Annotated in this window: 15 protein-coding genes; 7 read left to right on the top strand and 8 right to left on the bottom strand. The window is 71.8% G+C overall.

Annotated features, from left to right (window positions below; genetic code table 11):
* Positions 1-189: 189 nt before the first annotated feature.
* The 3 genes from ACIRRH_RS06555 (at position 190) to ACIRRH_RS06545 (ending at position 3,137) form a co-directional block, all read left to right on the top strand.
* Positions 190-1,515 (top strand): hemolysin family protein, encoded by a 1,326-nt coding sequence (locus tag ACIRRH_RS06555; RefSeq protein WP_403062678.1) that lies wholly within the window; start codon positions 190-192, stop codon positions 1,513-1,515.
* A 75-nt stretch (positions 1,516-1,590) separates the two neighbouring features.
* A complete protein-coding gene (trpS, locus tag ACIRRH_RS06550) occupies positions 1,591-2,586 on the top strand; it encodes a tryptophan--tRNA ligase (protein ID WP_403063661.1) in 996 nt (331 codons plus the stop codon).
* Complete coding sequence (locus ACIRRH_RS06545) at positions 2,583-3,137, top strand: 2'-5' RNA ligase family protein (RefSeq protein ID WP_403062675.1); 555 nt, start codon at positions 2,583-2,585, stop codon at positions 3,135-3,137. Before trpS ends, ACIRRH_RS06545 begins: the two co-directional genes overlap by 4 nt.
* Here ACIRRH_RS06545 and ACIRRH_RS06540 read toward each other — a convergent pair.
* The gene (locus ACIRRH_RS06540; RefSeq protein WP_403062672.1) at positions 3,122-5,689 is read right to left on the bottom strand and encodes a CDP-glycerol glycerophosphotransferase family protein; all 2,568 of its coding nucleotides are present in this window, start codon (positions 5,687-5,689) and stop codon (positions 3,122-3,124) included. The two genes, ACIRRH_RS06545 and ACIRRH_RS06540, sit on opposite strands and share 16 nt — an antisense overlap.
* 253 nt (positions 5,690-5,942) lie before the next feature.
* The gene (locus ACIRRH_RS06535) at positions 5,943-9,515 is read right to left on the bottom strand and encodes a CDP-glycerol glycerophosphotransferase family protein (protein WP_403062669.1); all 3,573 of its coding nucleotides are present in this window, start codon (positions 9,513-9,515) and stop codon (positions 5,943-5,945) included.
* A gap of 134 nt (positions 9,516-9,649) precedes the next feature.
* Here ACIRRH_RS06535 and ACIRRH_RS06530 point away from each other — a divergent pair, with 134 nt between their 5' ends.
* Both ACIRRH_RS06530 and ACIRRH_RS06525 read left to right on the top strand, forming a co-directional pair.
* Positions 9,650-10,648: a glycosyltransferase family 2 protein gene (locus ACIRRH_RS06530; RefSeq protein WP_403062666.1), complete on the top strand. Its 999-nt coding sequence runs from the start codon at positions 9,650-9,652 to the stop codon at positions 10,646-10,648.
* 46 nt (positions 10,649-10,694) lie between these two features.
* Positions 10,695-11,687: a YihY/virulence factor BrkB family protein gene (locus ACIRRH_RS06525; protein ID WP_403062663.1), complete on the top strand. Its 993-nt coding sequence runs from the start codon at positions 10,695-10,697 to the stop codon at positions 11,685-11,687.
* A gap of 27 nt (positions 11,688-11,714) precedes the next feature.
* On the opposite strand, the gene ACIRRH_RS06520 is transcribed toward ACIRRH_RS06525, so the two are convergent.
* Positions 11,715-12,932: a D-alanyl-D-alanine carboxypeptidase family protein gene (locus ACIRRH_RS06520; RefSeq protein WP_403062660.1), complete on the bottom strand. Its 1,218-nt coding sequence runs from the start codon at positions 12,930-12,932 to the stop codon at positions 11,715-11,717.
* A gap of 136 nt (positions 12,933-13,068) precedes the next feature.
* Here ACIRRH_RS06520 and ACIRRH_RS06515 point away from each other — a divergent pair, with 136 nt between their 5' ends.
* Positions 13,069-13,326, top strand: coding sequence for an SCO4848 family membrane protein (locus ACIRRH_RS06515; RefSeq protein WP_403062657.1), 258 nt, complete (start codon positions 13,069-13,071; stop codon positions 13,324-13,326).
* A gap of 93 nt (positions 13,327-13,419) precedes the next feature.
* Complete coding sequence (locus ACIRRH_RS06510; RefSeq protein ID WP_403062654.1) at positions 13,420-15,075, top strand: hypothetical protein; 1,656 nt, start codon at positions 13,420-13,422, stop codon at positions 15,073-15,075.
* Positions 15,076-15,147: 72 nt separating this feature from the next.
* Here the strand turns inward: ACIRRH_RS06510 and ACIRRH_RS06505 are convergent, their stop codons facing one another.
* From ACIRRH_RS06505 to ACIRRH_RS06485, 5 genes are all read right to left on the bottom strand, one after another.
* Positions 15,148-15,921: a succinate dehydrogenase iron-sulfur subunit gene (locus tag ACIRRH_RS06505; protein ID WP_403062651.1), complete on the bottom strand. Its 774-nt coding sequence runs from the start codon at positions 15,919-15,921 to the stop codon at positions 15,148-15,150.
* Entirely contained in the window at positions 15,921-17,663 is a 1,743-nt protein-coding gene (gene sdhA / locus ACIRRH_RS06500) for a succinate dehydrogenase flavoprotein subunit (protein ID WP_403062648.1), read from the bottom strand. The genes ACIRRH_RS06505 and sdhA overlap by 1 nt, the downstream gene beginning before the upstream one ends.
* A gap of 51 nt (positions 17,664-17,714) precedes the next feature.
* Complete coding sequence (sdhD, locus tag ACIRRH_RS06495) at positions 17,715-18,206, bottom strand: succinate dehydrogenase, hydrophobic membrane anchor protein (RefSeq protein WP_403062645.1); 492 nt, start codon at positions 18,204-18,206, stop codon at positions 17,715-17,717.
* Between the two features lie 8 nt (positions 18,207-18,214).
* Positions 18,215-18,595 (bottom strand): succinate dehydrogenase, cytochrome b556 subunit, encoded by a 381-nt coding sequence (gene sdhC / locus ACIRRH_RS06490; RefSeq protein WP_224277929.1) that lies wholly within the window; start codon positions 18,593-18,595, stop codon positions 18,215-18,217.
* Positions 18,596-18,939: 344 nt separating this feature from the next.
* Entirely contained in the window at positions 18,940-19,425 is a 486-nt protein-coding gene (locus tag ACIRRH_RS06485) for a 2-oxo-4-hydroxy-4-carboxy-5-ureidoimidazoline decarboxylase (protein ID WP_224277928.1), read from the bottom strand.
* Between the last annotated feature and the right edge of the window lie 176 nt (positions 19,426-19,601).

The following is a 19,601-nucleotide window of genomic DNA, read 5'->3' as shown; positions in this document are numbered from 1 at the left end:
GCGCACACCGGGGCGCCGGGGGCGCGCGCGGCGCCCCCGGCGGGGGCACACATGGCCCCCCCCCCCCCCCGGCACCCCGGGCCCCCCCCGCCCCCCCCCCGCCGCGGCCCCCCCCGCCGCCGTGTCCGGGCCGGGGGCCTGCGCCGTGTCCGGCCCCGGCCGGTACCGGCCGTCCTACACTGGCCCGCTGTGAACGAAACACTCGGGGACGCCGCGCTCGTCCTCGTCTTCATCCTGCTGGGCGGGCTGTTCAACGTCGCCGAGATCTCGCTGATCTCGCTGCGCGAGGGTCAGATCCGGACGCTGGAGGGGCGCGGAACCCGGCGCGCGGCCCGGGCCGCGCACCTGGCCGCCGACCCCAACCGATTCCTGGCCGCCGTCCAGGTCGGGGTGACCTGCATGGGCTTCCTGTCCGCCGCCTTCGGCGCGGACACCCTGTCCGGCAAGGTCGCCCCGCTGTTCGTCCGGGCCGGGCTGTCCGAGGGCATGTCCGACGCGGTGGCCCTGGTCGGCCTCACCCTGGTGATCAGCTACGCCTCGCTGGTGCTGGGCGAGCTGACCCCCAAGCGGATCGGCCTGCAGCGCGCCGAGTCCATCGCGGTCGCCGCCGCCCCGGTGGTGGACGTGATGTCGGTGGTGCTGCGGCCGGTGATCTGGCTGCTCGGCCACTCCACCAACCTGATGGTCCGACTGCTCGGCGGGGACCCGGCGGCGGGCCGCGGTTCGATGAGCTCCGAGGAACTGCGCGGCCTGGTCGCCGCGAACACCGAACTCGGAAGCGACGAACGGGCGTTGATCGCCGATGTGTTCTCCGCCGGAGAGCGCCAGCTGCGCGAGGTGATGGTCCCGCGCACCGAGGTGACCTTCCTGGACGCCGAGCGTCCGCTGGCCGCCGTCCGGCACCAGGCCGACACCTCGCCGCACTCGCGCTACCCGGTGGTCGAGGGCAGCGCCGACGCGGTGGTCGGCTTCGTCCACGTCCGCGACCTGTACGGCGCGCGCGGCGAGCAGGCCGCCAAGGTCCGCGACCTGGCCCGCCCGGTCAAGCTGCTGCCCGGCACCAAGCTGGTGCTGGAGGCGATGGGGGAGATGCGCCGGGAGGGCCACCACCTGGCCATCGTGGTCGACGAGTACGGCGGCACCGCCGGGATCGTCACCCTGGAGGACCTGGTCGAGGAGGTGATCGGCGAGATCCGGGACGAGTACGACCGCCCGGAGGCCGCCCCCACCCGCCGGCTGGCCGGCGGCGGCATGGAACTGGACGGCCTGCTCAACCTCGGCGACTTCGCCGAGGAGGCCGGTGTCACCCTGCCCGAGGGTCCGTACGAGACGGTGGCCGGCTGCCTGGTCGCCGCGCTCGGCCGGCTGCCCCGGGACGGCGACCAGGTGCGCGTCCCGGTCGAGGGCGGCGGCGGGGTGCTGCTGACGGTGGCCAAGGTCGAGGGCCGGCGGATCGCCCGGGTGGGGGTGAGTGCGGTCACACTGGCCGAACCACCGGGGGCAGAGGTTTCCTGAGCGAGCGGTGGAACTGGAACAATGGCCCGCATGGTCAACGCAGCGGTCACTGGTCCGGTCAAGGACCGTCCCCGGGTGCTCTCCGGCATCCAGCCCACCTCCGGCTCGTTCCACCTCGGCAACTACCTGGGCGCGGTACGCCAGTGGGTCGACCTGCAGAAGGAGAACGACGCCTTCTACATGGTCGTCGACCTGCACGCGATCACGGTGCCGCAGGACCCGGCGACGCTGCGCGAGAACACGCGGGTCTCCGCCGCCCAGCTGCTCGGTGCGGGCCTGGACCCGGACCGCTGCACGCTCTTCGTCCAGTCGCACGTGCCCGAACACGCGCAGCTCGCCTGGGTGATGAACTGCCTCACCGGCTTCGGCGAGGCCTCGCGGATGACCCAGTTCAAGGACAAGTCCTCCCGGTACGGCTCCGAGAGCACCACGGTCGGCCTGTTCACCTACCCGATCCTCCAGATCGCGGACATCCTGCTCTACCAGGCGGACGCCGTCCCGGTCGGCGAGGACCAGCGCCAGCACGTGGAGATCACCCGCGACATTGCCGAGCGCTTCAACACCCGCTACAGCCCGACCTTCACGGTGCCGAAGCCGTACATCCTCAAGGAGACGGCGAAGATCCAGGACCTCCAGGACCCGGCCGTCAAGATGAGCAAGTCGGCCTCCTCGCCCAAGGGCCTGGTGAGCCTGCTGGACGAACCGAAGGCCAGCGCCAAGAAGTTCAAGAGCGCCGTCACCGACACCGGCACCGTCGTGTCCTACGACGAGGAGGAGAAGCCGGGCGTCTCCAACCTGCTGCGCATCCACTCCGCGCTCAGTGGCCAGTCGGTCGAGCAGCTGGTCGCGCACTTCGAGGGCAAGATGTACGGCGCCCTGAAGACCGAGCTGGCCGAGCTGTTCACCGAGTGGGTCACTCCCTTCCAGGAGCGCACCCGGATGTTCCTGGACGACCCGGCGGAGCTGGACCGGGTGCTGGCGATCGGCGCAGAGAAGGCCCGCGAGGTGGCGTCGGTGACGCTGGAGACGGTGTACGACCGGATCGGCTTCCTCCCGGCCGCCAAGCGGTGACTCCCCTCACGCACCTGCCCGGTGGTGGCGACCTCCCCGAGGTCGTCACCATCGGCGTGTCCGTGAGCGTCCCGGACCCGTACGGCACGGAGATCCAGGACGCCCGGGCCGGGCACGGCGACCCGCTGGCCCGGTCGATACCCACGCACGTCACCCTGCTGCCGCCGACCGAGGTGCCCGCCGAGGAGCTGCCGAAGATCGAGGAGCACCTGGCGGGGATGGCGGCCGCGCACCGGCCGTTCCGGATGCTGCTGCGCGGCAGCGGGACCTTCCGCCCGGTCTCCCCGGTGGTGTACGTCCGGGTCGAGGAGGGCGCGCAGGAGTGCCGGCTGCTGGAGGCGGACATCCGCTCCGGCCCGCTGGCCCGCGAGCTGGCCTTCCCGTACCACCCGCACGTGACGGTCGCCCACGGGCTGTCGGACGACGTGCTGGACCAGGCGTACGAGCAGGCCCGCGGCTTCCACGCGGCCTTCCCGGTACCGGGCTTCGGCCTCTCCCGCTTCGACGCGGACGAGGTCTGGCGGCCCTGGCGGAGCTACTCCTTCGGCTGAGGCCGGTCCGGGCCGGTCCACGCCCCGGCCCGCGTCCCGGCCCGCGTCGCGGCCCGCCCGAGTTCGAGCATCCGGTCGACCACCCGGCGGGCCGCGCCGCCGTCGTCCAGTGCGCAGTGCTCGGCCCGGAAGCGCCGGTAGCGCTCGGCGTAATCGGGCGGCAGTCCGGCGTCGCCGTCGGCGAGTTCGCGCAGCGCGCCGAGCAGCGCGGCCGAGGTCGGCACCAGCGGGCCGGGGGCGTTCTGCTCGAAGTCGAAGGAGAAGCCGCGCAGGGTGTCGCGGTAGTGCTCCAGGTCGTAGGTGAAGAAGTACACCGGGCGGCCGGTGACGGCGAAGTCGAACATGATCGACGAGTAGTCCGTCACCAGCACGTCCGCGATCAGCAGCAGCTCCTGCGGGTCGGGGTAGTCCCCGCAGTCGTACAGGAAGCCGTCGCCGGCGCCGGGCAGCGGCTCGCGCACGTGCGCGTGCGGGCGGACGAGCAGCACGTGGTCCGGGCCGAGCAGGCGTCGGGCGTGGTCGAGGTCCAGCCGCAGGTCGAGCCGGAAGCCGTCACCGTCGCCGCGCTGCTGGTCCTCGCGCCAGGTCGGCGCGTACAGCACGACCCGCCTGCCCTCGGGGATGCGCAGCCGGCGGCGGACGGACGCGGCGGTCCGCGGGTCCGGGCGGGCGAGCACGTCGTTGCGCGGGTAGCCGGACTCCAGCAGTTCGCCGCCGTAGCGGAAGGCGCGCCGCAGGATCGGGGTGGCGAACGGGCTGGGGGAGACCAGCAGGCTCCACTGCGGGGTCTCCCGGTCGAGCGCCTCCAGGTAGCCGCGGTCGGCCAGCCAGGGACTCTCGACGTCGTGGGCGATCCGCTTCAGCAGTGAGCCGTGCCAGGTCTGCACGACGACCTGGCCGGGGCGGCGCTCCAGGAAGTCCGGGAAGTGCGTGTTGCCGACAAGGTACCGGCAGGTGGCCAGCGCGAGGTACCACTCCGGGCTCCAGCTCCGCACCGGGACGACCCCGGGCGGCACCTCGGCCTGGGCGTCGTCGACCACCCACAGGTGCTCCAACGGGGCTTCCCTGCGCACGAGTTCGGCGTGTACCGCGCGCGGGGAGTCGGCGTAGCCGCGGCCGCCGAACACGTCGTACAGCACCGCCTCGCGCAGCGGCTCGCGGCGGGCGGCCGGGTAGCGCTCGGTGCGCAGCCGGTGCTGCGTCCAGGCGCTGCGCTCGTCGGCGGTGAGCACCGGGGTGGAGTCCACCAACAGGGTGTCGTGCCACCGGCGTTGCAGCAGGATCCGCTTGCCGCCGGCGGTGGTGGCGGCGGGGACGGCGGGCAGCACGGCGGGGGCGGCGAGCAGCGGCCGGCCGTCCCCGGGTCGCCCGGCCGGCTCCAGCGCGGCCTCCCAGAGGCCCTTGCGCAGCGGCAGCGCGACGCCGTCCGAGCCGGTCCGGGTGGCGGGCACCCGGGCCCGGAAGCGGCCGCCCGGGGCGGTGTCGAGCGGGGTGCGGACCTCGCTCGCGGTGCCGGAGTGCCGCAGCACCAGCTCCAGTCGGTCCAGGGCCGGGTCCGGGCAGTGGCCGGACAGCTCGAAGCCGCCGTGCCGTACGGCGATCCGGTCGACCAGGCCGGCCGCGGGCTGGACGCAGAGCTGGAGCCGGCCGTCGGCGAGGTGCTTGAGGTAGAGCACCCGGTCCGGGGCGCCGGGCAGCGGGTGCTGGCCGGCCACCGGGCCGCCGCGCTCGTCGAGGCAGAGCTGCTCGGTTCCGCCGTCGGGGCGCAGCAGTTCGGCGTCCCAGTGCTCCAGCCTGCCGCTGCCCCGTCCGTCGGCGGTGAACGGCCGGTACGGCACCCGGACGGTGAAGGTGTTGCCTGAGCGGGCGAGGGGCTGCTCGACCGCCGCCTCGCTCTCCCGGTGGCGCAGCCGCAGCACGGTGCCGGAGGGACAGGCGTCGGCGAACCCGCCCAGCTCCAGGTCGTCCGGGGCGGGGGCGGCGCGGGTGATCCGGACGGCGGGGCGCTCCAGCCGCAGTCGCAGCCGGCCGTCGGTGAAGAGCGGCTGGAGCCGGACGTCGTGGTCCACCCAGTGGGCCGGCGGGTACTCGCCGGAACCGCACCAGTGCGGGGCGAGGGAGCCGTACCGGCGGCGCACCCGGGTGGGGCGCGGGCGGGTGAAGAGCGTGGTCTCGATCTGCCAGTCGCCGAGCAGCCAGTGGCCCCCGCGCCGGAGCCGGCCGGGGGCCATCAGCGCGGTGAAGCCGGACCAGTCGTGGTTGTGTCCGGGCTGGGCGCTGTCGTCGGTGACCTCGGGCAGTCGGAGGGGCCGGGAGCGCAGGTGCAGCGGCGGCCGGGAGCGGTTCCGGTGGCGCAGGGTCAGCCAGGTCCAGGCGGAGCCGGGCCGGCCGGTGTCCTGGCCGTTCGGGCGGGCGAAGCCGGTGAGCTCCAGGCCGCGGCCGTGCCAGCGGGCGCGCAGCAGTCCGAAGACGACGTCCTCGTCGTCGGCGGGGCGGGCGACGGCCCCCCGGGGAGCGGCGTGGGGCAGGACCAGCCGCGTGAGCACAGGCATGGCAGTGGGAGTCCTTCGGAAGGGAAATCCACATCCCATCCGGAAATGGCGCCGGGGTCAATTGCACGCCTTTTCGAATTCCCCAGGGGAATTCATTTCGGGGAACGCCGTTTCGAGAGCTGATCCGGTGTTCCGGTCGTTCCGGTGCCGCTGGCTTCCGGACGGTTTCCGCTCGGCCGCCGGGCGGTTCCCGGACATGCGCAGGCGCCCGGCACCACTGGTGCCGGGCGCCTGCCGGATCGTGCGCGGAGGGCTATTCCTTGCGGAGCATCGCGTCGACCACCCGGGCGGAGGCCTTGCCGTCGTCCAGGTCGCAGTACGCCTCGCGGAACGCGGCGGCCCGGTCCGCGTACTCGGCCGCGATCCCGTCCACCCGGCCGAGCACGGAGACGAGCTCCTCGGAGGTGGCCGGCATCGGGCCGGGCGCCTCGGCCTCGAAGTTCAGGCTGAAGCCGCGCAGGTTGTCCCGGTAGTGCTCCAGGTCGTAGGTGAAGAACACGATCGGCTTGCCGGTCGACGCGAAGTCGAACACGCTGGCCGAGTAGTCGGTCACCAGGACGTCGGCGATCAGCAGCAGCTCCGCCATGTCGGGGTAGGTGCCGACGTCCCAGATGTAGCCGTTGCCGGCGCCCGGGATCTGGCCGCACATCAGGTGGTGCCGGCGCACCAGCAGCACCTGGTCGTCGCCGAGCGCGGCCTTGGCCGCCGCCAGGTCGATCCGCAGGTCGATCTGGTAGCCGTTCTGGGGCCGGCGCCGGTCCTCGCGCCAGGTCGGCGCGTAGAGCACGACCTTCTTGCCCTCGGGCAGGCCGAGCCGCTCCCGGACCTGCTCGGCGGTCTTCTCCCGGTCGGCCGCGAACAGCAGGTCGTTCCGGGGCGAACCGCTCTCCAGGATCTCGCCCTTGAAGTCGAAGGCACGCCGCAGCACCGGGGCGGACCAGCTGTTGCCGGCCACCAGCAGGCTCCAGTTCGGGACCTCCCGGGCCAGGCTCTTGAGGTACTTGGAGTCGGTGAACCAGACCTTTTCGAAGTCGAAGCCGATCTGCTTCAGCGGGGTGCCGTGCCAGGTCTGGACGACCACCTGGTCGGGGCGGCGGACGAAGAAGTCGGGCAGGTGGGTACTGGCCACGACGTACTTGGCGGTCGCCAGCGCCTCGTACCACTCCGGGCTGCGGTACCGGAGCGCGGTCGCGCTCCGCGGCAGCTCGGCCTGCATGTCGTCGTTGCCCCACAGGTGCTCCAGCGGCAGGCCGCGGCGGACCAGCTCCTCGTGGACCGCCCGCGGCGAGCCGGAGTACGTGCCGTACTTGCCGGTGTGGTACAGCACCGTGTTGCGCACCGGCAGCCGACGGGCGGCCGGGTAGTCCACGCTCTGCAACTGGCGCTGGCGGTAGCGGGCCCGCTCCTCGGGCAGCAGCACCGAGTGCGACTCCAGCGACAGGCCGTCGTGGTTGCGGCGCTCCAGCACTATCCGCTTGCCGCGGGACTCCACCTCGACCGGCAGGACGTCGAAGCAGTCCGGGGTGACCAGCGCGGCGGCGTCCGGCAGTTCGGGCACCGGCACGCCGACCGGGCGGAAGACGACGTTCCAGGTGCCCCTGGAGAGCGGCACCCGGCCGGCGAAGGAGGCCGTCGGCACGGCGGGCAGCGCGGTGCGGAACCGGCCGTCCGAGATCTCCACCGGGTAGGCGTGCTCCTCCTCGCGCCACTCGTGGCGGACCACCAGTTCCCAGCGGTGCGCGCCGGGCAGCGGGAACGAGCCGCTCAGCAGGAAGCCGTCGGCGCCGCGCCCGGACACCTCGTCCACCAGCGGCTGGAGCACCTGGTCGGTGAACTGGAGGTGCCCGTCGGGAGAGGGCTTGGAGTAGAGCGCCCGGCGCTCGGCGACCGGCGCCTGCGGGTTCAGCGCCAGGTGCAGCCGCTCGGGCGCGTTGCGGTCGTCCCAGGCCAGCGGGACGGTGCTGCCGTCAGCCAGCAGCAGCGTGCCGTTCCAGTGGTCGCGGCTGCGCTCGGCGGCCACCGGGTCCAGCTCGGCCCAGGCCTCGCGGACGGCGGTCAGCTCGGTGACCGGGACGGCCGCGGTGAACGGCTGGAGCGAGCCGACCGGAGTGCCCAGCTCCAGCGGGAAGGTCACGTGGCGGTCGGACTCGGCGTGGGTGAGCCGCAGCCGCGCCCCGGCGAAGCTCGGGCCGGAGCGGGCCGCGCCCGAGACCTCCAGCCGGTCGCCGTGGGCGGCCAGGCCGGTCACCCGGGCCTTGACCGTCTCCACCCGGAGGTAGACGAAGTTGTCCCGGACCCACGGCACGATCCGCACGTCCGGCTCGACCCAGTGCGAGGGGAGGAACTGCCCGCTGTCGCTCCACCCGGCCGAGATCCGGCCCTTGTAGACCCCGCCCTTGCCCGCGCCGGCCACCAGGACGCGCCAGTTGCCGTCCTTCCACTGCCCGCGGTGCCTGAGCTTCTTCGGGTCGACGGCGACGGTGAAGCCGGACCAGTCGCAGCTGTACAGGTCGTGCTGGCAGCTCGCGGTGGCATCGGGGCTGTACGTCGTCTTCATCGGCACCGCGATGACCCGGCGGCCCTTGGCCTCGCGCAGCACCAGGGTGCGGACCATGTCGTGCTTGCCGGCCGCGCCGAGCTGCTCCGGGTACGCGTGCCCGGTCAGCCGGAGCTTTCCGTCCTCCCAGGAGCCCCGGTACAGCCGACTGCGGATGACCAGCGAGTTGTCCAGCTTGAGCACCCCGGCCGGCACGCTCTTGCGCCCGCCGCGCAGGAACGGGTAGTCGGCGTACGGGCGCAGCAGACCGCGGGCCTGGACACCGCCGCCGCTCTCGCGCTCGTACGTGATCTGCTCGACCAGCTCGTCCATCCGGTCCGACAGGGTCAGGTGGTACTTCAGCCGCAGCGGCGCGCGCAGCCTGCCGACCTGCTCGGAGCCGATGGCCCGGAGCAGCCGGCCGACGTGCTGGAGGTAGGCGTCCCGGTACTCCTTGTCCCCCTCCACGAGGGACAGGAAGAACATCGGGATCTCCTCGACGAGGGTGTTCTCGTCGTAGGAGCGCAGGTACTCGGCGAAGCGCGGCTCGGTCTGCTTCATCAGCCAGCCGCGGACCAGCTCGACCGAGGTGACCCGGTCGATCAGGCCCTTGGGGTTGGTGCGCATCTGCGTGATCGACATCTCGCCGACCTCGCGCTCGCGCCAGTGGTAGATCGGCTCGGAGAGCACGTCCACGCTCTTGGCCAGGTAGTGGTGCGGCACGCTGACTGGCGCGTCCTCGTACAGGATGCCCTCGGGGTAGAGCAGGCCGGCCGCGTCGAAGAACGAGCGGCGGTACACCTTGTTCCACGCGGTGCGGTCGGTGACCAGCGCCGGGATCTCGGTGATGTGGGTCTTGAGCCTGGTCTCCTTGAACGGCTTCAGGTGGCCGCCGGACTGGTAGTAGCCGACGGCGCGGAAGCGCAGCACGTTGCCGGTGCAGAAGTCCGAGCCGGTCTCGTCCAGCGTGTTGATCATCAGCTCGTACGCACTCGGCGGCATCGAGTCGTCACTGTCCACGAAGCACAGGAACTCGGAGTCCGGGTCGATGTGCCGGATGCCGGTGTTGCGGGCCGCGCCGAGGCCCTTGTTCACCTGCCGGACCAGCCGGAACCGGGAGTCCTCGGCCGCGTACGCCTCGGCGAGCGCCGCGCTGCCGTCCTTCGAACCGTCGTCGACCATGACGCACTCGAAGTCCGTGAAGGTCTGGGCGGCGATCGAGTCGAGGCATTCGACGAGGTAGCGCTCGACGTTGTAGATCGGGACGACGATGGAGAGGCGGGGAGCCATCGGCTACGCAGGCCTTTCTCTGGAGGAGCGTGGCAGCCCGTACGGGGCCTGACCGCACTTGGATCGGTGCGTACGTGCGCCCCCGATCCTACCTCCGGGGACCTCTCCCACCCTGGGACCACTACGCTGGGTCCGTGTCCCGTTTCAGCGTGATCGTCCCCGTGTACCAGGTCCAGGACTACCTCACCGAGTGCCTCGATTCGGTGCTCGGCCAGGACGGCCCGGACTTCGAACTGATCGCGGTGGACGACCGCTCCCCGGACCGCTGCGGCGCGATGCTGGACGAGGCCGCAGCCGCCGACCCCCGGGTCCGGGTGCTGCACCTGCCGGAGAACGTCGGCCTCGGCCGGGCCCGCAACGCCGGCCTGGAGGTCGCCACCGGGGACTACGTGATCTTCCTCGACAGCGACGACACACTGACCCCCGGACTGCTGAAGAGCATCGACGAACGGCTCACCGCCACGAGTGAACCGGACATCCTGGTTTACGACTACGCCCGCACCTACGCCGACGGCCGGATCACCCGGGCCGCCTCCGCACACGTCTTCGGCGCGGCCTCCCCGGACGTCTTCGACCTCGACGCCCGCCCCGACCTGCTCGACCTGCTCCAGGTCGTCTGGAACAAGGCCTACCGCCGCGGTTTCATCACCGAGCAGCGGCTGGTCTTCCCGGCCGGCTACTACGAGGACACCCCCTGGACGTACCCGGCGCTGCTCGCCGCCGCCCGGATCACCCTGCTCGACCAGGTCGGCGTGCACTACCGCCAGCGCCAGGAGGGCGGCAACATCCTGGCCACCGCCAGCCGCAAGCACTTCGACGTGTTCGCCCAGTACGACCTGGTCTTCGCCTTCCTCGACCGCCGCCCCGACCTGGACCGCTGGCGCCCGGTCGTCTACGGCCGGATGCTGCACCACCTCAACACCGTGGTCTCCAAGCCCGGCCGGGTCCCGCCCGGCGACCGCCGCGAGTACTTCCGCCGGGCCGCCGCGCACTGCGCCCGGCTGCGGCCGGCCGGCTACCGGCCGCCGGCCGGCGTGGACGGCGTGCGCACCGAGCTGCTCAGCCAGGGCCGCTACGGCGCGTACCAGGCGGTCCGGGCCCTCGCCAAGGCCCGTCGACTCGTCAAGCGGTAGGCGCGGCCTGACGCCCGTTCGGGGGACACCCCGGTATAACCGGTGAGTGGACTTCCTGACCCGACTGCCGGTCGTCGGCCCGCTCGTGGCCCGGGTGCTGCGCAGCCGCCCGTACCGGGTGTACGAGTACTTCTCCGCCGCCCGGGGCAACCGGCTGGCCGGTGCCGTCACCTTCTTCGGCTTCCTCGCCCTCTTCCCGCTGCTCACGGTGGGGCTGGCGGTCGCCGCCGCGACGCTGAGCGACAGCCAGGTGCACGACCTGCAGGAGCACATCGCCGACCAGCTGCCGGGGCTCTCGGACGCGCTCAACCTGCCCGCCCTGGTGTCCAACGCGGGCGCCGTCGGGCTGGTCGGCGGAGCGCTGCTGCTGCTCTCCGGCCTCGGTTGGGTGGACACCATGCGCACCTCGATCCGGGACCTGTGGCAGCTGCCCCATGAGGAGGGCAACCCGGTGCTGCGCAAGGCCTGGGACGTGGCGGTGCTGGCCGGCCTCGGCCTGGTGTCGCTGGTCTCGCTGGCCGCCTCCGCCGCCGGGACCACGCTCGCCGGCCGGACCGCCGAGGCGATCGGCCTGGGCAACGGCTACCTGCTGACCGCGGTCGGTGTGCTGATCGCCATAGCGTGCGACATGCTGCTCTTCGCCTACCTGCTGGCGCCCTTCCCCGGGATCACCGACCAGCGCCGCCGGGACCTCGTGCGGGGCGCGCTGATCGGCGCGGTCGGCTTCGAGCTGCTGAAGCTCCTGCTCGCCTCCTACCTGGGCTCGGTCGCCGGACGGAGCCTGTACGGGGCGTTCGCGACGCCGGTGGCGCTGCTGCTGTGGATCAACTTCGTCTCCCGGCTGCTGATGTACTGCGTCGCCTGGACGGCGACGGCCGACCCGGTGGCCGCCCGGGAACGGACCAGGGCGCACGGCCGGGCGCTGCTGGAGGCGGCCGACAAGGCGGAGGCGGCGGACGTCGCGGCGCAGGCGGCCGTGGCGGAGCGGGCCGCCCGGGCGAAGGAGAAGGGGAAGGGGCGGGCCCGGCCCCAGGACTGAGGCCGGGCCCTGCCGCCGGTCGGCGGATCAGTCGGCGGAGCGGCGCCGCAGCAGCACCACCGCGGCGTACCCGAGCGCGACCCCGACCAGCACCACGCTCGACCAGCCGCCGATGGCGAGCCCGTCGTGCCCGGCCGCCGCGGGGGGCGCCGGTGCGGCCGCGGCGGGGGGTGCCGGTGCGGCCGCGGCGGCCGGGGGGTGCGGCGGCGGCACGGGCGTGCCGTCGGCGCCGCCGGCCTGGCCGGTCGGCTCGGCGGCTGCGGGCGGGATCTCGTCGACCAGTCTGCCCACCGGCTGGACCTTGTCGGCTGCGGCGAAGCCCCAGTCCAGCAGGGCGGCCGTCTCGTCGTACACCTTCTGGTAGCTGATCGGGTGCATCACCGTCACCAGCAGGGTCCGGCCGCCGCGCTGGGCGGCGCCGACGAAGGTCGATCCGGCGTTGGTGGTGGTGCCGTTCTTCACACCGATCAGGCCCGGGTACTTGCCCAGCAGCCGGTCGGTGTTGGCGATCCCGAAGCTGCCGCGCTGGCCGGTGTTCTTGTCGATGGCACCCGGGAACATCGCGTCCCGGGTGGCGCAGTACATCCGGAAGTCCGCGTTGCGCAGGCCGGCCCGGGCGAACAGCGACAGGTCGTAGGCCGAGGAGACCTGGCCGTCCATGTCGTAGCCGTCCGGCGAGATCACCTTGGTGTCCCACGCCTGGAGCGCGTCGGCGCGCGCCTGCATCTCGGTGACGGTCTGCCGGACGCCGCCGTTCATGTGCGCCAGGACGTGCACCGCGTCGTTGCCGGAGCTGAGGAACACCCCGCGCCACAGGTCCTCGACCCGGTAGTCCAGGTTCTCCTTGATGCCGACCAGGCTGCTGCCGGGACCGATCCCCTGGATCTCCTCGTCGGCCACCCGGTGCACCGTGTTGCGGTCGAACTTGGGCAGCACGGTGTCCGCGAAGAGGATCTTCAGGGTGCTCGCCGGGGGCAGCCGCCGGTGCGGATTGCTGGCCGCCAGCACCTCGCCCGACGTCGCGTCGGAGACTATCCAGGACTGGCCGGTGAGGCCGGCGGGCAGCGACGGGGCGCCCGCCATCGGGGCGACCTGCACCCCGGGGAGCCCGAGTCGCTCGCCGCCGATCGCGGCCGACGGGGGCGGCTGCTGCGGGGCCGCGCCCGCCGGGGCGGCGAGCAGGACCGGCAGGGCCGCGGTGACCGCGACGCACAGGCGACCGAACGTATGACGGGGTGTGGGCACCAGCAGACCGTACCCACTCCCGGCTTCCGGTGCCCGCTCCCGGGGGACCGTCCTCCGCAGGAGGGGCCCGCCGTACGCCGATCGGCGGCCCGCGCATACTGGGGATGCACACCGCCTTCACACGCCGAGGACCCCCATGAAGCTCAGCCGCCGCACCTCCTGGTTCCTGACCGCCTTCGGGGTCTGGTCGATCATCATCTGGACGACCTTCGTGAAGAACCTCTGGAAGGACTCCGGCGGTCAGGCCTTCACCAACGGCGACCACTCCCAGCCCACCGCCTTCTTCTGGATCCACCTCCTGCTCGCCGTCACCTCCTTCGTCCTCGGCATCGCCGTCGGCGGCATCGGCCTGCGCGGCCTGCGCGCCGGCCGCCGCACGCCGGTCACCGACTGAGAAATCACCGTTGCCGCTGTCGGTCCCCACTGGCAAGATCCTCACCGTTTCGGCACTCGGCCGATCGGCTGATCACAAGGGGTAGGGACTTCCATGACACTTCGGCATGCCCGCAGACTCGGCGGGGCCACCGTGGTGGCGCTCGCGGCCGGGCTGCTCGCGGCTCCCGGCGCTGCCGCCGTACCGGGGACCGCGGTCACCGACCCCAAGGCGGTGCCCGCGCCGGGCTTCACCTCCACCGGACTGCACACCGACGCCTGCGACGACACCACCGCCCCCGGCTGGCTGGAGGTCGCGAACCCGGTGCTGACCGTCTCGGCGACCTCCCCGCAGGTGCGCTTCAAGCTCTGGGACGACTCGACCCCGGAGCACGACAAGATCGTCGACACCGCCGCCGACGTCACCGGCGGCGCCGCCAAGCTCGCCACCGGCGACCTGATGGACGGCCACAGCTACTCCTGGCAGGCCTGGCCCGAGTACTCCCCGGGCAGTGGCAAGCCCACCCCGACCTGCCACTTCAAGGTCGACCTCACCCACCCGGGCCTGTCCGTCTCCTCCACCGACTTCCCGGAGAGCGGCTCCGGCACCACCCCCGGCAAGTACGCCGGTGAGAACGGTGTCTTCACCCTCAAGGGCCTCGACGCCGCCCCGGCGGGTGGCGAGGCATCCGGTGTGGCCTGCTACCAGTACGTGCTGAACGGTTCGCTGGGCGTCGGCTGGGACTGCGCCTCCGGACGCACTGTCAAGGCGGGTGCCGACGGCACCGCCCAGCTCACCCTGAAGCCCAGGGACTGGGGCACCAACATCCTGACCGTCCAGGCGATGGACAATGCCGGCAACGTCAGCCAGCCCCTCACCTACTCCTTCTACGCTCCCTGGGACTCGCGCCCCAAGCCGGCCGTCCCCGGTGACGTGGATGGTGACGCCGTCCCGGACATCCTGCTCCCGGACGCCCAGGGCAACCTGCAGATCATCAGCGCCGCCGCCACCGACACCACCCCGACCTCCACCATCCCGGCCGCGCTCGCCCCGCTGCACGCCGGCTGGCAGGACGACCTGGTGCTGCACCGCGGTTGGGCCAACGTCCACGGCCCCGGCGACGACCTGCTGGTGCGTTCCCAGGGCAACCCGCAGGTCCTGTACTCCTACGCCAACTGGCAGAAGGGCGACTTCAGCAGGGAGTACCCGACCGTGGTGTACAAGCCGTCCAGGTGCGTCGACGCCGCCGCGAACACGATCCCCTGCCCCGAGGGCTACAACGACGAGGACTGGTCGGACGTCGACCAGATCGTCGCGGTCGGCAGCCGGCACAAGGGGAGCACGCCCGCCTGGCCGGGGCTCCTCGCGGTCGAGCACGGCAAGCTCTACGCGTACGTCGAGGCCCTGCGCAGCTACCAGGCCGCCCAGCCCATCGCCACCACCGGCGACTGGAGCGGCTACGACCTGATCGCCCCCGGCGCGGACGCCTCCGGCAACCTCACCCTGTGGGCCCGCGAGCGGGCCACCGGCGCCCTGCACGCCTACCCGGTCATCAGGCAGGACAACGGCCTGCTCGACTTCTCCGCCCTCGCCGACCCCTCGGCGAACGTGGTCGCCACCGGCTTCACCGCCGCCGCCTACCCGACCCTCGGCAGCTCGGGCGACGGTGACGGGGACGGCAAGCCCGACCTGTGGGCCGTCACCGCCGACCGCCACCTGGTGACCTTCAGCGGCTGGTCCGCCCCGAAGGACCTCGGCGCGCTGCGCTGACCCCGGCACGCGCGAAGGCCCCGCCCGAGCGATCGGGCGGGGCCTTCGGCCTGTCGGACAGGGATCAGACGATCAGAAGCGGCGGGTGACGAGCGCCCGCTTCACTTCCTGGATCGCCTTGGTGACCTCGATGCCACGCGGGCAGGCCTCGGAGCAGTTGAAGGTGGTGCGGCAGCGCCACACGCCCTCACGGTCGTTCAGGATCTCCAGGCGCTGCTCGGCGCCCTCGTCGCGCGAGTCGAAGATGAAGCGGTGCGCGTTGACGATGGCGGCCGGGCCGAAGTACTGGCCGTCGTTCCAGAACACCGGGCAGGACGACGTGCACGCGGCGCACAGGATGCACTTGGTGGTGTCGTCGAAGCGCTCGCGCTCCTCGGCGGACTGCAGGCGCTCGCGGGTCGGCTCGTTCCCCTTGGTGATGAGGAACGGCATGACGTCCTTGTACGCCTGGAAGAACGGGTCCATGTCCACGACCAGGTCCTTGAGGACCGTCAGGCCCTTGATGGCCTCGATCGTGATCGGCTTCTCCGGGTTGACGTCCTTGATCAGGGTCTTGCACGCCAGCCGGTTGCGGCCGTTGATCCGCATGGCGTCGGAGCCGCAGATGCCGTGCGCGCAGGAACGGCGGTAGGTGAGGGTGCCGTCCTGCTCCCACTTGATCTTGTTGAGCGCGTCGAGGACGCGCTCCTTCGGGTCCATCGTCAGCTGGTAGTCGACCCACACCGGGTCCGGGTGCTCCTCCGGGTTGAACCGGCGGATCCGGAAGGTGACGGTGATCGGCTGGACGGCACCGGCTTCGACCGCGTCCAGAGCGGCCGAGTGCTTCTCCACGGTCGGAGTGCTCATCAGTACTTACGCTCCATCGGCTGGTAGCGGGTCGTGACGACCGGCTTGTAGTCGAGGCGGATGGAGGTGGTGCCGTCGGCGGCAACCTCCTGGTACGCCATGGTGTGCTGCATGAACTTCACGTCGTCACGGGTCGGGAAGTCCTCGCGGTAGTGGCCGCCGCGGGACTCCTCGCGGGCCAGCGCGGAGACGGCCAGCACCTCGGCCAGGTCGAGCAGGTTGCCCAGCTCGACGGCCTCCAGGAGGTCCGTGTTGTAGCGGAAGCCCTTGTCCTGGATGGAGACGTTCTTGTAGCGCTCCTTCAGTGCGGCGATGTCCTCGACCGCCTGCTTCAGGGTGGCGCCGGTGCGGTACACCATGGCGTTGGTGTCCATGGTCTCCTGCAGCTCCTTGCGGATCTGCCCCACGGACTCGGTGCCGGTGCCCTCGCGCAGGCCCTCGACCAGGGCCTCGACCTTCTCGGCCGGGTTCTCGGGCAGCTCGACGAACTCGTTCGCGTTGGCGTAGTCGGCGGCGGCGATGCCCGCGCGACGGCCGAACACGTTGATGTCCAGCAGCGAGTTGGTGCCCAGGCGGTTGGCGCCGTGCACGGACACGCAGGCGACCTCGCCGGCCGCGTACAGGCCCGGGACGATGTCGGTGTTGTTGCGCAGGACCTCACCCTCGACGTTGGTCGGGATGCCGCCCATGGCGTAGTGCGCGGTGGGCTGGATCGGGATCGGGTCCGTGTAGGGCTCGATGCCGAGGTAGGTGCGCGCGAACTCGGTGATGTCCGGGAGCTTGGCGTCCAGCTGCTCCGGCGGCAGGTGGGTCAGGTCCAGGTAGACGTGGTCGCCGTCCGGACCGCAGCCGCGACCCTCGCGGATCTCGGTGTAGATCGCGCGGGAGCAGACGTCACGGGACGCGAGGTCCTTCATGACGGGGGCGTAGCGCTCCATGAAGCGCTCGCCGTCCTTGTTGCGCAGGATGCCGCCCTCGCCGCGGGCGCCCTCGGTGAGCAGGATGCCCATGCGCCAGATGCCCGTCGGGTGGAACTGGAAGAACTCCATGTCCTCCAGCGGCAGGCCGCGGCGGTAGACCAGGGCCTGGCCGTCACCGGTGAGGGTGTGGGCGTTGGAGGAGACCTTGAAGAACTTGCCGGTGCCGCCGGAGGCGAACACGACCGACTTGGCCTGGAAGACGTGGATCTCGCCGGTGGCCAGCTCGTAGGCGACGACGCCGGCCGTCTTGCCGTCGTTGATCAGCAGGTCGAGGACGTAGAACTCGTTGAAGAACTCGACGCCGTGCTTGACGCAGTTCTGGAACAGCGTCTGGAGGATCATGTGGCCGGTGCGGTCGGCCGCGTAGCACGAACGGCGGACCGGGGCCTCGCCGTGGTTGCGGGAGTGACCGCCGAAGCGGCGCTGGTCGATCCGGCCCTGCTCGGTGCGGGAGAAGGGCAGACCCATCTTCTCCAGGTCGAGGACGGCGTCGATGGCCTCCTTGCACATGATCTCGGCGGCGTCCTGGTCGACCAGGTAGTCACCACCCTTGACCGTGTCGAAGGTGTGCCACTCCCAGTTGTCCTCCTCGACGTTGGCGAGGGCGGCGCACATGCCGCCCTGGGCCGCGCCGGTGTGGGACCGGGTCGGGTAGAGCTTGGTCAGGACGGCGGTGCGGCTGCGCTGCGTCGACTCGATGGCCGCGCGCATGCCGGCGCCGCCGGCGCCGACGATGACGGTGTCGTACTGGTGAATCTGCATGGGGGGTTAACTCGCCTCTGGCCTCTGCCGATGGTCGATGGTGCTCGCGGCTCAGATGTTGGGGTCGAAGGTGAAGATCACCAGGGTGCCGAGCAGCACGGTGAAGACCGTGGCGGTACCCATGAGTCCCTTGAGCCAGAGCCGGGTCGAGTCCTTCTCGGCGTAGTCGTTGATGACCTGACGCATGCCGTTGGCGCCGTGCAGCATGGCGAGCCAGAGCATCAGGAGGTCCCAGCACTGCCAGAACGGCGAGGCCCAGCGGCCGGCCACGAAGGCGAAGCCGATCTTGGAGACGCCGCCGTCGAGCACCAGCATGATCAGCAGGTGGCCGAGGATCAGGACGACCAGGACGACACCGGACAGGCGCATGAAGAGCCAGGCCAGCATCTCGAAGTTGGTGCGGGTGCGGCGCGGGGTCTTCTTGGTCCGCTGGCGCGGAGGCTCGATGACGAACGCGTCGGCCGGGTTGCCGGTGCCCAGTCCCTTGCCGGTGTGCGCCTGCTTGGAGGGGACGACGATGGCGTCGGAGATTTCCGTGGACATGTCTCGGCTCACTTCCCGAACCAGGAGATCAGCGTGTGCTGGAGGATCCCGTAGAAGGAACCGGCCATCAGGAGGACCCAGACGCCGACGACGCTCCAGAGCATCTGCTTCTGGTACTTCGGGCCCTTGGACCAGAAGTCCACTGCGACGACGCGCAGGCCGTTCAGGGCGTGGAACAGGATGGCGGCCACCAGGCCGTACTCCATCAGGTTCACGAGCGGAGTCTTGTACGTCTGGATGACGGTGTCGTAGGACTCCGGAGACACTCGCACGAGGGCGGTGTCCAGGACGTGGGCGAACAGGAAGAAGAAGATGAGGACGCCGGTGACTCGATGAGCCACCCAGCTCCACATGCCTTCCCGGCCGCGGTACAGCGTTCCAGCCGGCACGGAAAAACCCTCCGGAAGCGATTGGGGGCTCGGCCGGCTTCGGTGTCGGTCAGCCCGGCCGGGTACGGTCCACCGGCCGCCAGCATCCTATCGACGCCTTGTCGTGAACCGCCTCCGGGGGCCCCAGGTGTGATCAATCAGGCACTTCTGGCCTAGCGGAGCGGGAACCAAACCGGCGTTCATCACGGTGGGTGACGGCATGCTCGCGCCCCGCACCGGAGGGTGCGGGGCGCGGCGGTTCCGATTCACGCGGTGACTCGGGTTCAGTGGCGGTCCGGCCTCACTCGTCCGGGTGGATTCACGGGTGGAGTCACCCGGGCGGATGAAGGGGACGCGATGGGGGCTCAGCGTGCCGCGGCCTCCGACTGGGTGGCGACGAGGTGTTCCAGGCGGGTGAGGGCGATCCGGCGGAGCTCGTCGGCCGCGATCAGCCGCTCCTCGTCCGGGTCGTTGGCGAGGCGGGTGCGGATGGAGGAGAGCACGGTGTCGAGCATCTCCTCCGGAGCGACCCGTTCCAGGCAGACCACGAAGACGTGGCCGAACCGGGCCTCGTACGCGGCGTGCGCCGCCCGCAGTGCGGTGTGCGCGGCCTGGCTGCCGGGGGCCCGCATGCCGAGCAGCGGCTGCGGCATCCAGCCCTCGTCAGCCAGTGCCTCGGTGAGGTCGGCCGGGCGGAGGTCGTAGGAGGCCTCGCTGGCGGCGGCCAGCAGGGACTCGATGTCGGGGTAGGGCCGGTGCGCGGTGAGGCGCAGGGCCCAGCGGTGGCTGCCGCAGCAGGCCAGCAGGGCCTCCTCGGCGGCGCCGGCGTCGGCTTCGTTGAAGCGGTGCAACCCGAGGAGGGTCGGCTCTGTTCTGGCGTCGAGCCGCTGTGACGGGATGTCGCTGGCCAGCGGGTCCTCCTCGTGAGGGCGGGAAGGTGCCGGTGAAGTGGGGTGGTGAGCAGGTGGAATAGGGGCTGCGGAGGGGCGCGTGGGCGCCGGTCGGGCAGCGCTTCAAAGGTAGTTGA

Source organism: Kitasatospora sp. NPDC101235 (genome assembly GCF_044767505.1).
In the GTDB taxonomy this organism is placed as follows: Bacteria; Actinomycetota; Actinomycetes; order Streptomycetales; family Streptomycetaceae; genus Kitasatospora.
The sequence above is the reverse complement of the archived record's forward strand: the minus strand, read 5'-3'. Positions and strand labels throughout refer to the sequence as shown.

Coding starts and splice junctions, on each gene's coding strand:
- ACIRRH_RS06535 (WP_403062669.1), bottom strand. CDS start 9,515: ATGGCTCCCCGCCTCTCCATCGTCGTCCCGATCTACAACGTCGAGCGC.
- ACIRRH_RS06510 (WP_403062654.1), top strand. CDS start 13,420: ATGACACTTCGGCATGCCCGCAGACTCGGCGGGGCCACCGTGGTGGCG.
- sdhA (WP_403062648.1), bottom strand. CDS start 17,663: ATGCAGATTCACCAGTACGACACCGTCATCGTCGGCGCCGGCGGCGCC.
- ACIRRH_RS06505 (WP_403062651.1), bottom strand. CDS start 15,921: ATGAGCACTCCGACCGTGGAGAAGCACTCGGCCGCTCTGGACGCGGTC.
- ACIRRH_RS06540 (WP_403062672.1), bottom strand. CDS start 5,689: ATGCCTGTGCTCACGCGGCTGGTCCTGCCCCACGCCGCTCCCCGGGGG.
- ACIRRH_RS06515 (WP_403062657.1), top strand. CDS start 13,069: ATGAAGCTCAGCCGCCGCACCTCCTGGTTCCTGACCGCCTTCGGGGTC.
- sdhD (WP_403062645.1), bottom strand. CDS start 18,206: ATGTCCACGGAAATCTCCGACGCCATCGTCGTCCCCTCCAAGCAGGCG.